Annotated in this window: 4 protein-coding genes; 2 read left to right on the top strand and 2 right to left on the bottom strand. The window is 47.4% G+C overall.

Annotated features, from left to right (window positions below; all coding sequences use genetic code 11):
• Window positions 1–385 precede the first annotated feature (385 nt).
• Window positions 386–1,084 (bottom strand): PorP/SprF family type IX secretion system membrane protein, encoded by a 699-nt coding sequence (locus tag QF042_RS18630; protein ID WP_307531179.1) that lies wholly within the window; start codon window positions 1,082–1,084, stop codon window positions 386–388.
• 59 nt (window positions 1,085–1,143) lie between these two features.
• A complete protein-coding gene (locus QF042_RS18625; protein WP_307531177.1) occupies window positions 1,144–9,534 on the bottom strand; it encodes a cadherin-like beta sandwich domain-containing protein in 8,391 nt (2,796 codons plus the stop codon).
• A 289-nt stretch (window positions 9,535–9,823) separates the two neighbouring features.
• Here QF042_RS18625 and QF042_RS18620 point away from each other — a divergent pair, with 289 nt between their 5' ends.
• Together QF042_RS18620 and QF042_RS18615 are read left to right on the top strand one after the other, a co-directional pair.
• Window positions 9,824–12,868, top strand: coding sequence for a sensor histidine kinase (locus tag QF042_RS18620; protein ID WP_307531176.1), 3,045 nt, complete (start codon window positions 9,824–9,826; stop codon window positions 12,866–12,868).
• Window positions 12,861–13,616, top strand: a complete 756-nt coding sequence (locus tag QF042_RS18615; protein WP_307531174.1) for a LytTR family DNA-binding domain-containing protein — start codon at window positions 12,861–12,863, stop codon at window positions 13,614–13,616. The genes QF042_RS18620 and QF042_RS18615 overlap by 8 nt, the downstream gene beginning before the upstream one ends.
• Window positions 13,617–13,846: the final 230 nt, after the last annotated feature.

The following is a 13,846-nucleotide window of genomic DNA, read 5'->3' as shown; positions in this document are numbered from 1 at the left end:
GTTAAAGCCCGTTTTTTAGCGCAATCTTAATAGTTCGTTTTATCCCTCCACAGTATTCGACACCTAAAAATGACATTACCAGAAAAACATCCTGCATACAAATATCAGGTAAACCCGGATTTAGCCGGCATCGATTGGCAACTCGAACTTTTTCAGGAATTTTGCCATCGCATTCTTTAATGCGGCACAAACGAGGGCAGCTCGACGATTTCCCAGCTATCGTTTAAAGAGGCTCAGGCCTATGCTCAATTCGAAATCGCCATTGGTATAGCCCTGAAGGGGTGAAGTACTAGTCGTATACATACCGTTAAATGAAAAAGAGTTGTTCCAGTTCATTCCGATGCCAATGGTGGCACTCCGGGTGCTGTGGTAAATACCGAACAGGTTAAGGCCGCTTATGTATGGTGCCCGCTTCCAGTTCTAGGTTTGCCCCGATATCAAAGATATTGTGGTAGCCCTCGATGCCGCGATAGGCAATTTTCGGCTCAAGTATACCAAGGCCTGTGGTTAAACGGTAGCTAATGGCCGAAAAAAATATAGATCGATCTGCTACTTCATAACTGTCTTTCTCAAAAAGGTGCTTCATATTGGGCAGAGCAATCTGGACCTGCAATCCTCCACTGGTGTATGCAGTTCCAAAATCACCATCGATATAGGTTTCGCGCCTATTTACATCCATCAGGTCCGGGTCGTTGATATCGCCATTTACTTCAGAGTTGTTGATCTGGTCATTTGCCACGCCCAATGAAATCCCAAAACTGAGCTTATCGCTAGCGCCTAAGGGGAGGTGATAAGCAAATGTCCCCGAGGCATGCGTATTCCTAAGAACTCCCGCCCGATCATTATATACGAGTAATGCCACTGCAGCTCTGCTCGTAAACCCGTAATCGGCGGTAAACGCCTGGCTAAAAGGAGAACCGGGGATACTACTAAACTGTTGCCTTATTGCCGCGGTTAAGTTCAGTTGTTCCTTAAGCCCCGCCATGGCTGGGTTAATAAGGTATTGATTGCTAAAGTAAGCGGATCCCATTGGATTAAGCTGCGCGCTAACCTTTAACGAGGTAAACGCGACGACGAAAAACATTAACAGAAATTTGACTTGGCACATATTGGTATTGCTTTGACTTGTTTTCATGCTTTCTACTATTTTCTTCTTATTACGGTGATAAAGCCTTTCTTCGGACTAATCCCCTTGCCTAACTCAATGATATAATAATAGGTATCCTCGGTCAGTGCCGTTCCGTTTATGGTACCATCCCATTCGTTCTGATAGCCATTTTTCGTATAAAGCAATCTGCCTCCGCGATCAAAAATCTTGATCACATTAATTGGGTATACATCTATATTCTGGAAAAAGAGCACATCATTAAAACCGTCGCCGTTCGGGGTGAGTACGTTATTGGCCACTAGGTTGTAGTCAACTAGCACATTAATGGTAATAGACTGCGAGGTGGTACAGCCAGAGATATTGGTGCCTGTTACGGTGTAGGTGGTAGTTTCTGTAGGTCGCACAGTGAGTGAAGATGTGTTCTGCCCATTAATAATCCCGGCAGCGTTGCTCCATGCATAACTATTGGCTCCGCTGGCCGTTAATGTTTGTGTAGTACCCTTGCTTATTGTTGTTCCCTGTGAGGCAACGATGCTTAGCGAAGGCAATGGTAGCACGTTTAAGGTAAAAGTCCTACTATAAGTATCTGTACCTCCATTAGCCGTTCCACCATTGTCTTTAACCGTAACCATTACAGCATTCGAACCGCTAGCATTGCCTTTTAGCCGATAATTAAGCGTTGCGGCGCCCCCCGTACCCATCGTTACGGTAAGCTGATCGAACATATTCATGTTAGTGGCGCTTACAGTTAGGGCAGCCGTTTGGGCCGATTCCGGGCCCGTACTTATTCCGCTCAGCTGCACAGTTTGTTGATCGCTGTTAGCGCAGATATTTCTATCAGCAATTGCAGCAAGCGTAGGCTCCTCGTTCACATCCGTAACAACAATCGTAAATGCTTTCTCGAACCATTGGTTCTGATTATTGCTGGTCCGGATCCTGATGTTATAGATAGATTTGCTTTCGTAGTTGAAAGCCTGTGCGGTTAACAAACGGTTGCCTGAAATACTAAAAGCTGCATTGTCTGTCGATCCGCTTCCGGCAACCAGGATGTATGTGTACGTTGCCGAAGGATCGACAGCTGTTGAGCTTAATAATCCAGCGAGCGTACCTAATGGCCTATTTTCATATAGCGTTTCTGCGGTGAGAACAATATCTGTTGGGGCAGCCGGTGTAACTGTAAGTATCCCGTTTGCGTAGCTGATCACATAATTGGGCGATGTGGCGCCCGATACCGTAATGGGATAATTGCCCACCGGCGAATTAGCGGTGGCGAAAGTGGTGATGGTTGGTTGTGTAGTTAATACTGAACTGTTTTCGCCTGTAATGAGCCCTTGGTAACTGGCGGTTAATGGCGGGTTTGGCGAACCATAAGGCCTGGTTTTATTATCGGCTGTGATAAGCAGCGCTTTCCGATTTACGGTTAAGCTGCCGTTGACATAATTGATCGTGTAATTTTCTAAGCCAGAACCCACAGCTGAGGATGGCACTATGGCGTAAGGCGAGCCCGTTACAGATGCCGTACTTACTACGCCAGTACTATTCAAAGTAACTGAACTCACGCTGTTACCGTTTACAAGACCTGTACTGGTAAACTCGTTTCCAGCAAACACCACTTCATCCCCATAGATTTTAGTGCGGTTGGCTGCGGTAATGTTAAGCGCCGCCCTAGTAACTACTAGGTTGTTGGCGATGTAGCTGATGCTATAATTCGTATTAACAAAGCCATTTGAGCCAATCGCGGCCGAAGGCACAATCGACCCTGGATAGGTGTTTACCACAGCACTGGCTGGTGCACCAGCTCCATAGCCAATGGTCACCTGGCTAACGGTTTCCTGCCCCACCAACCCTGCTACGGTGAATGCCGTAGTGGTAGTAGTCGATGATGGGAGGCTTTGTCCGTATATCTTGCTACGTTCGTTGGCGGTAATTGTTAGCATTTTGGGCTGAACGGTAAGCGACTGATCGGCACTTGCAGGAGCATAATTTGCATTTCCAGCTTGAGCGGCTGTAATTGTTGTAGTGCCTGCGCCAACAATCTGGATCAAACCATTTGAAACCGTTGCAACGGCGGTGTTACTACTGGTGTACGTAATTGGTATGGCCGAGTTGCTGCTAGTAGCACTTGGATCGTAGGGTGCATCGCCATAAATTTTTGTATTGGTGGGCGAAAACGTAATAGTCTGGGTGCCAATTGCCCGGGTTACCGTTACTGTATATGTTTTTGTAGTGGTACCATCCTGAGCGGCCACAACTATGGTTATGGTGTTGGTGCCAACCACTAATGGAATGGCTGCCGATGGATTGCCGGAAGCAACAGCTGCTCCGTTCACGGTTACCGTTGCAGTGGCGTCGGTGATTGTAGGCGTAACAGTAATGCTGGTGGTGGCATTCCCCACAGATGCGGTATAGGAAATAGTCGCTGGCGAAAAGGCCGGTGATAACGCTCCAGCACTCAGTGTAAGCGCAGACAGGTCTGCATTGGCCGTAGCTGCACGTGTTACCGTTACGGTATATGTTTTTGTGGTACCGTTCTGTGCGGTTACCACGGTGGTAATCGTATTGCTGCCAACCGCCAATGGAATGGCTGCCGACGGATTGCCCGACACAACCGTTGTTCCGTTCACCCTTACCGTTGCAGTGGCATCGTTCACCGTAGGGGTGAGGGTGATGCTGGTGGTGGCATTGCCCACCGAAGCGGCATAAGAAGTGGTGGCCGGTGCAAAAGCTGGCGATAGGGTGCCTGGACTGAGCACTAGGTTGGCAAGATCGGCATTGGCAGAAGTGGCTCGGGTTACCGTTACGGTATAGGTTTTTGTGGTGGTACCGTCGGGTGCGGTTACAACCGTGGTAATCGTATTGCTGCCTACCGCCAATGGAATAGCTGCCGATGGATTGCCCGACACAACCGTTGTTCCGTTCACCCTTACCGTTGCAGTGGCATCGCTCACCGTAGGGGTGAGGGTGATGCTGGTGGTGGCATTGCCCACCGAAGCGGTGTAAGAGGTAGTCGCTGGTGCAAAGGCTGGCGATAAAGTACCCGAACTTAGTGTAAGGTTGGCGAGGTTGGTATTGGCCGAAGCTCCCCTGGTTATCGTTACGGTATAAATTTTTGTGGTACCGTTCTGTGCGGTTACCGCGGTGGTAATCGTGTTGCTGCCAACCGCCAATGGAATGGCTGCCGATGTGCTGCCGGAAGCAACCGTTGTTCCGTTTACGGTTACTGTTGCAGTGGCATCGCTTGTTGTGGGGGTAACAGTAATGCTGGTTGTTGCATTGCCCACCGAAGCGGTGTAAGAGGTAGTCGCTGGCGCAAAGGCTGGCAACAAGGTGCCCGAACTTAGTGTAAGGTTGGCAAGGTCTGCATTAGCCGAAGCCGCCCGGGTTACGGTTACGTTATAGGTTTTTGTGGTACCGTTCTGTGCGGTTACCACGGTGGTAATCGCATTGCTGCCAACCGCCAATGGAATGGCTGCCGATGGACTGCCGGATGCAACAATGGTTCCGTTCACGGTTACCGTTGCAGTGGCATCGCTGGTTGTAGGCGTAACAGTAATGCTGGTTGTTGCATTGCCCACCGAAGCGGTATAGGAGGTGGTCGCTGGCGCGAAGGCTGGAGACAGGGTTCCCGAGTTCAGTACAAGGCCGGCAAGGTCTGCGTTGGCAGATGATGCACGAGTTACAGTTACGGTATAGGTTTTCGTGGTGGTACCGTCCGATGCCGTTACAATGGTAGTAATGGTGTTATTGCCGACCGTTAGTGGAATGGCTGGCGATGCGCTGCCCGAAGTTACGGCTGTGCCATTCACTGTTACCGTCGCACTCGCTTCGCTAGCCGTTGGGGTAAGGGTGATGCTGGTTGTGGCATTGCCCACCGAAGCGGTATAGGAAGTGGTGATCGGTGCAAAGACTGGCGCCAGTGTGCCAGAACTTAGCACGAGGTTGACAAGATCGACATTGGTCGAAGCTCCCCTTGTTACCGTTACGGTATATGTTTTTGTAGTGGTACCGTTGGGTGCTGTTACAACCGTGGTTATCGTATTACTGCCTACTGCCAATGGAATGGCTGCCGATGGACTGCCCGAGGCAACCGTTGTTCCATTAACCGTTACCGTTGCAGCAGCATCGCTTACTGTTGGGGTAAGCGTAATGCTGTTGGTGGCATTGCCCACCGAAGCGGTGTAAGAAGTTGTAGCTGGCGCGAAGACTGGTGATAAGGTGCCGGAGCTTAAAACAAGGTTGGTAAGGTCTGCGCTGCTATTGAGCAAAACCTGCACGGTAGTGCCGCTCCCCCCAGCCTCATCGCTAAACAAGGCATCAAGATCGCCATCGCCATCAAGATCACCCATTGCCAGGGAAGTCCCTTTTGCACCGTATGATGCCGAAGCAGCAAATGTGCCTGTACCACTATTGCGCATCACGATAAATCCGCTAGTTGCCGACGCATCGCTCCCCAGAAGATCCAGATCGCCATCGCCGTCTATGTCTCCAAACGCCAATTGTGTTAAACTAGCTGGTGCAATGGGTACTACGTTGCTGGTCAACACTCCTGTACCAGCATTCCGAAACAGCAATAGATTATTTATGGCTACTCCATACTGATAATTTATCAAATCGATATCGCCGTCACCATCTACATCGCCCGCCACGAGGCCGCCATTTCGGCCGGAGTAACTTGCTGTTGTTGTATCAAAAGTGCCGTCTCCATTGTTAAAGCGAACAATAAGCGTCGGGCCTTGTGTGAAAGCCAGATCAAGATCGCCGTCGTTGTCTATATCAAGTAAGAGGGCGTTAGAACTTACGCCACCAGATATAGCAATCCCAGCAGCGAAACTCCCTGATCCATTGTTTAACCTCATCCATACTGCGGCCTGATCTCCTACCAACAGGTCCAGATCGCCATCACCATCAACGTCTCCTAGGGTAACACTTAATGCCAGGATCGACAGTGGGTAGTTGGTACCGCCGCTAAAAATGCCTGTTCCGTTATTAAACCTGACGCTAACGGTAGGGTTAGGTGCTGATGTTGCATTTGCCATGACCATATCCAGGTCGCCGTCGCCATCAAGGTCTGCAAGTTCAATTTGTCGTGTTCCTGCGCCGCCTGTTACCAGGGTGGTGCCGCTAAAATTACCAGTGCCGTCATTCAGGCGGACGCTTGCCCCTGAACTGCCGGGTGAAGAAACTATTGCATCCAGGTCGCCGTCGCCATCAACATCTCCTGTGGCAAGAACAGCTGGGCCAGCTCCAACAGCAAAAGTTGATCCTGCTAAAAAAGTGCCCGGCCCTGTGCTGGCCGCGGCTGTAAATTGAAAGACTTGCGCACGTACCGGGTTATCTCCATTACTGTTAACTGCTTTGGTTATCGTGGCCCGTATGGTTTCTCCCGGTTTAAAATCGGTTGTCGGGTTAAATGTGAGCGTATTCGTATTGATCGTCGCTAAGCCTCCGCCGGCGCTGAGGAGCCCCCCGCGCTGATTTGAAAATACTTTGATAGCACCAAGGCTTGCCGCATCGGTAGTTAAGGGTTTGTTGAACGTTGCAACCACATTGCTGGCCCGGGGTGCGTTTTGCTCGTTTTTGGGCGGACTTACGCCGGTTATGTCCAGCGGAAACGCGTTGTTCCGGAATACTGAAATCGTGTTTGCCTGGTAGTCGGTGACAACTACTTCTGGTCGCCCATCAGCGTCAAGATCGCCCATGGCCAAACCCTGGGGGTTGCTTCCGGTAACAAAATCTAAGCGAGGAAAAGAAGCGAGGGTGCCAGTATTGCGAAGTACGGAAATGTTATCTGAACTGCGGTTAGCCGAAACTAGCTCCGGCCTGCCATCACCGTTAATGTCAGCTATCGCAACAGAAAATGGATCTACTGCGGTAGCAAAATCAGCCTTACCGGCAAAGGCCATTACACCGGGGAGGCTTGTGTTAACGAACACTGATATTGTAGCAGAGCCTGTATTAGCAACAGCCAGATCGATCCTTCCATCGCCGTTAAGATCGCCGCTGCTCAAGCCATAGGGTGTTGTGCCTGTAGCCAGGTTAATGGGAGCGCCGAATGTGATAAGACCAGGTGTACTGGTGTTTCTAAAGATAGAGAGGTCGTTTGAATTGCTATTTGTTACTGCTAAATCCGCTTTACCGTCGCCATCTAAATCGTTAACTTCAACTAGGGCGGGGTAGTTGCCCGCTGTAAGGGTTATGGGAGGCGCAAAAGACGCCACGCCAGGGCTGCTCGTATTTCTTAAAATGGTTAGAATATCCATGTTGTTGTTAGGCACCACAAGGTCGGGTTTACCGTCGCCGTCAAGATCGCCGATACCCATCCCTACATGAGAAGCGGTTACGGGGAAATCTGCTCTAGGGGCGAAGCTTATGCTCCCTGCAGTGCTGGTATTGAGCAGCACCGATGCGGACACACTGCCGCCATTTGCAACCACAAGGTCTGGCCTGCCATCGCCATCGATGTCAGCTATCTTAATCGAAAGGGGCAGTAAGCCGACAAGAAAGTCGATTTTGGTATCGAAAACCAGGGTGCCAGCAGCTCCTGAACTTTTGAATACCGAGATGAAGCGACTACCCTGGTTTACCACAATTAACTCGGGCTTACTGTCGGCATTTAAATCTGCAATAGCTACAAACCGGGGCTGTGTTCCTGCAGGTAATGTTATCCTGGGTCCGAGGTCGGCGGGAGAAATGCTCGCTTTACCAGGTGAGAAAACCGGCAGGAAAAGCTTTGGGCTATAAGCCCCAAGGTGTGTTCCCGTGTTTAAAACAGTAATGGGCGCATGCGTTGCTCCTGCGGGAACGGTTACAATTAAGCTGGTACCACTGGTGTTCGCCCCACTTACCGTTGCCTGTGTAGCCCCAAAAAAGACCACATTGTTTGTCGGGGTAGTACTAAACCCGGTGCCGGTAATGGTCACGTTTGCACCAGCAACCGTGCTTATAGGTGTGAACGCTGTAATGACCGGTGCCTCAATACTAAGAAGTACACTCACGGTTGTTCCGCTTGATCCATTAAAGTCGCCATGTAAAACATCGATATCGCCATCATTATCCATATCGCCAGTAGCTACCGTCAATCCTCGATTTCCGTAACGTGTTCCAGCGCCAAATGCACCGGTGCCGTCGTTCTTTAACACTTGCAGTGCATTCTTATTTTCAAAGCTTCCCGACAGTACGTCCAGGTCGCCATCGCCATCGATATCTGCCAGTGTTGCGCTAAAAGCATTATCTAAAGCAGTATTTAGGGTGTTGCTGCTAAGTGATCCGATACCGTTGTTGCGAAACAGCAAGATACCACCGATACCCTGGCCCGATGTAAGGAGGTCGATGTCACCATCACCATCGACGTCACCGGCGGTGACGTGGTAGTTAGTGCTAGCATATTCTGCAGTACCGGAAAAGACGCCGGAGCCATCGTTAAAGCGCACGATCAGCTTCGAAGCCTGCGTGGCGAACGCCACATCCAAGTCGCCATCGCTATCCATGTCGGAAAGAACCACCTGGGCATTATTTAAACTTATAAAATCGCTGCCGCCACTGAAATGGCCATTGCCATCGTTAAGCCTGATGCTGACCATATTCGCCAACGATGCTGCTAAGTCGAGGTCACCATCCCCATCCACATCACCTAGGGTTACATCGTAGCCAATTCCCGACATTGCATAGTCCAATCCCCCGCCAAATGTGCCAGTGCCGTTATTAAAGCGCACGCTTACCGCTGTGGCCAAATTATCACGGTTTGCACTGATCAGGTCCAGGTCGCCATCACCATCCAGATCGGCCAGTTTAACTGCTTGTGGTTGTGATCCGAGTGGGATCTCGATGTTCCCACTGAAGCTGCCGCTACCATTATTGAGGCGCAGGCTAGCGCTCGAAGCACCATAAGTTGAGCTTACAATGTCAAGATCACCATCGCCATCCACGTCACCTGGCGCCAATGAAAGGGGTCCCGCACCTACTGTAAAAGTAGAGTTAAGTTGGAAAGTACCAGGTCCTGAACGGGCTGCAGCTCTGAATTGATAGACTTCTTTTTTCCCGGCTCCCAATATACTTGAGGGAACGGTTACATTCACCAATTCTCCCGGTTTGAAATTAGTGGCGGGATTAAAAGTAAGTATATTAGAGCCACCACTGCTTGCCGCGCCGGTTTTACGACCGCCACTTTCAGCAGAGAAAACACGCAGATCACCCGCGGTGCCAACTGGGAAATTACCATTAAAGTTGAGTACGATGTTCCCCGCCGGCGTGGCGATGTTGGTATTTCGCACTGGCGACCGACTGGTAACAGTAAGCTGGGCCCTGGCACTGGTACCAACAAAAATCAATAAAATGAACAACAGTCGCGGTTTTTTCTGGAAGTTGGAAAGGAACGCGAAAAAGTTATGTACAAACTGGGTAAATAAAAAATGAGTGCGAATTTTCATAGGGGGTGATTGTAGAATTTACGACATAAGCAATTAGGTATTGTTTAACTCCGATAGGTCAACCTTTCTTAAAATACAGGTATACTTTGAGATTGATATCACCATTATCTTTTCTGCGGTCTACGTAATTGGAGCTAAAATTAAGTATTATCACCCCTATTGGATGGGGAAGGTTACCAATGGTTAGTCTCAACCTATAACCTAACAATATGAGTATATAAGTGGTATGATAAATCCTTTTAGGGGGCACACAAACAAAAGAATAAATTAAATATTTATATTGGCCCAGATGTTTAGGCCCTTAAAACTGAAGTGGATATTGATAAATCAGCTGATTTTTTTAGCTTTTTTTTCGGTTATTGCTACCGCCCAATCCAGCTCGTCTGGTTACCGGGAACTCAATGTTAATAACGGACTTCCACAATCTTTTATCAGCGGGCTCGCCCAAGATCGGCAAGGCTTTATTTGGATCGGTACCAAGGACGGATTAGCGAGGTACGACGGCAAAAAATTTAAGGTTTTTAAGAACGTTAAAAATGACCCGAACACGCTCTTGGCTAGCGTGATTATTGGTTTTTCGCTAGACAACGCTGACCAGCTTTGGATTGCCTATGCTAACGGACACATGGATATCCTGAACACCTATACCGAGCAAATTTTTCACCTTACCAAACATCCCGCATATCAACAGTTGTTCCTTAACATTAAGGGTGGCTCTTCAGTAGTACGAGACGCAGCACTGAATTATTGGGTTTTATGCAATAAGGGCGGCCTTTATTTGGTTAACCTGCATAAACGTAGTGTAAGGTATTATACCGAAAAAGAATTCAATTTAACAGGCTCTCCAATAACCGGGATCGCTGCAAACGAAGATCAAGTGGTTTTGGTTAATCAAACTAAACTGGCATATGTGAGCACGGCATTGAAAGTCTTGAAGACAATTACCTACGGGCTTCATGTAAAGCAGCGTCCCATACTGGAGGTAAATAATATGCCAGTTTGCAGGCGCAACGGCGATGTCATTATTTTCACCAAGGGTCGAATTACAATTTATAACAAAAAGTTAAACTCGTTTATTTATATCACGCTCCCAATAATCAATTTAAATCGTCCCCCAGCATGGGCAGCTGATCAATATGGCAATCTGTACTTTGATTATATAGGTAAGATCTATAAGCTCAATTTAAAGAACAAGCTTCTCGTTTGGCGCGAACTCTCCCAAAAAAATCAAAATACGGTTAACATTTTGATAGACCGATCTGGAGTTTTATGGAGGGGAACCAACGGTTACGGCCTGCAATTATTCGATATGCGCCTGCAACGGATGCCCCAGTTTCGGTATCAGAAGAATTTTGCAACAGATCTGCTCACTAACCATCTTAATGGCAACACCGCATGGACCACAAGAAACTTTATAAGTCCTACCGACTCCTACCTCTTTCGTTGGCTGGAAGAAAAGAGGAATCGAAAAATTTGGATTCTTGCCGCCCGTATCGATAAAACTAACTATCAGCAGATCGCCTATTATAGACAAGGAAAATTCAATATCCAAACCTGGAAATTTCAGGGTAATTTTCCAAACTACGCTATTGGCCAAATCGCCCTTAGCGCATCTGGTAAACTGTGGGGGCTCGATTATTTTCTCCGCCCCCTGTTGCTTGATACTACCAAACAACTTGCCACCCCTTTCGCTAAAATTCCAGCCAAGAACATGGAGCTTCGGCATGATGTTGCAGCATTTTTAATCGACGGGGAAGATGATTTCTGGATCAGTACAACTTTAGGACTGGTTTATTATAATATGCGAACGAAGCTCAGCAAGCATTTTATAGACGAGCTTCCGAGCATCGAACTTACCCATATGATCGAAGATCCAAAAGACAAGAGATACCTATGGATTGGTTCATTGGGCGGTGGCCTCATTAAATTCAACAAGCAGACGCATAAATACCAAACTTACACCACACAAGACGATCTCCCGAACAATACCATCTATGCTATTATCGCCACAGACCCGGAAACCTTCTGGTGCAGCTCGAACAAAGGCATTTTCTCATTCAATTCCCGAACAAAAGCGGTACAAAGTTTCACCATGCTTGATGGACTTGCCCTTGACGAGTTTAACCGGTTTCATTTTTTCAGTCTGCCTGATGGGAAATTAGCTTTCGGCGGCACGAACGGCTACACAGTTTTCGACCCTAAAAAGGTTGCAAGCGACCATTTTGTTCCAATGCCTACGTTGACGGGGGTTAGTATCAATAACAAGCCTGCCGATTTCGGTTTGGCAGGCTCTCCGTTTAAACAGGCCATTAATAGCCTGACTGAAATTAGACTGCCTTATAACCAAAATTCCCTGATTTTAAATTTTGCAGCCGATGAGTATAATATTCCCGAGAAACTCCGCTATCGCTATGAGCTTGCAGGCTTTGATGAACAATGGGTAAATTCAGCGGGCGACAATTCCCTCACCTACACCAACATTCCCCCTGGCCGCTATACCTTAAAAATTAATGTAACCAATACCGCAGGCCTTTGGAGCCCAAAAACAAAAACCTTAACTGTCATTATTACCCCTCCATGGTGGGGCACATGGTGGTTTGTAATTGTTATGGTGACTACCGTAGGAATTACAGCTTACTTTATCGTAAGACAACGCATTAAAAACATTAGAAGAAAAGAACAGGAGAAACATAAAATCGAACAAGATATTATGCGCTTAGAGGCACAAGCGCTTCGATCTCAAATGAATCCGCACTTTATCTTCAACTGTTTGAATTCTATTAAAGCATTGATGCAAGAAGACGATAAGCAGCATGCTATAGATTACCTCACTACTTTTGCCAGGCTGATCAGGGGCCAATTAAACAATGCGAAGGGAGAGATCAGCCTGTATGAAGAATTGGAAACCTGTAAATTGTATGTACAATTGGAGTCGCTAAGGTTTGCAGATAAGCTTAATTGTAGGTTTATTGTAGATGAGAATGCCCCACTGCATGAAATCTTGGTTCCGCCATTGATCCTCCAACCTTTTATTGAGAATGCCATTTGGCATGGCGTGCTTCCTTTGGCCGATGGCGGCGATATTTTGATTAATGTATTTCAAAACCTCGATGTGATCGAATGTACGATAGACGATAACGGTGTTGGAAGGGAAGCCGTTGCAAAAAACATTAGGCATCAATCTAAAGGCTTGCAATTGGTTGAAGACCGCATTAATTTACACAATCAAATTAACGCCAATGCTGCCTCTATTGAGGTAATCGATAAAAAAGATAAAAATAACAACCCGATAGGAACCTTGGTAAAACTACGATTCAAATTGCCCCATGATTAAAACGATCCTTATTGACGATGAACTTCATTGCATTAAAGCACTTGAAAACGATCTGGTAAAATTTTGCCCGGAAATCGATGTGGTGGCCACCTGTACTTCGGCAAAGGCCGGAATTATGGCCATTAATGAGCATCGCCCCGAACTGATATTTTTAGATGTAGAGATGCCAGTAATGAATGGTTTCGAAATGCTGCAGCTGTTAGACAGTTCGCGCATTCCGCATGTTATTTTTAGCACGGCTTACCAACAGTTTGCGATTAAGGCATTAAGGGCCAGTGCGATCGATTATCTGCTTAAGCCAATCGATCGGGTAGAATTGAAACAGGCTGTTGACCGTGCCACACGTCTGTTAAGTAGCGAAAATGATCAGATCCGTCACGTTGATAATTTGCTCGAAAATCAAAAAATGGCTGTCGAACAGCAAAAAATCGCGTTACCAATGCGAGATGGGTATGATTTTATTGCTTTGGGCGATATTTTGTACTGCAAGGCGGACGGCGCCTATACTTTAATTGTGCTCAGCAACGGAAAAACCATTCTGCTCTCTAAACAGCTCGGTGAGCTAGAGCCTACATTCCCGGATCATCTGTTCGCTAGAATCCATCATTCATACCTGGTAAATCTGCGCCAGATCAGCCAGTTTAAAAAAGTGGATGGGGCCTATCTCATTATGAATAATGGAGACTCTTTAAGTGTATCCCGATCAAAAAAAGAGCAACTAATGCAAAAGCTTGGGCTGAAATCCTAGCTGCTCATTGCGAAAAGATAGCCCCTGGACAGCATCACAGTATAAGGGACCGCAGGGATAGACAGATAGATTTGGTATTAGGCGCACAACAGAAACATCCAAAAGCGAAGTGGGTAATTAAAAGAATTAAATCTCGAGACACGATGATGAGTATATCTAGCCTGGCATGATTGGCAAAGCTATTTAATAGTTATATTAGGAGTATGAAAACAATTGTTAATATTATAGTC

The sequence above is a fragment of the Pedobacter sp. W3I1 genome, from assembly GCF_030816015.1.
Classification (GTDB): Bacteria; Bacteroidota; Bacteroidia; order Sphingobacteriales; family Sphingobacteriaceae; genus Pedobacter.
This window is presented reverse-complemented; position numbering and strand designations above follow the sequence as displayed.

Coding starts and splice junctions, on each gene's coding strand:
- QF042_RS18630 (WP_307531179.1), bottom strand. CDS start 1,084: ATGTTTTTCGTCGTCGCGTTTACCTCGTTAAAGGTTAGCGCGCAGCTT.
- QF042_RS18625 (WP_307531177.1), bottom strand. CDS start 9,534: ATGAAAATTCGCACTCATTTTTTATTTACCCAGTTTGTACATAACTTT.
- QF042_RS18620 (WP_307531176.1), top strand. CDS start 9,824: ATGTTTAGGCCCTTAAAACTGAAGTGGATATTGATAAATCAGCTGATT.
- QF042_RS18615 (WP_307531174.1), top strand. CDS start 12,861: ATGATTAAAACGATCCTTATTGACGATGAACTTCATTGCATTAAAGCA.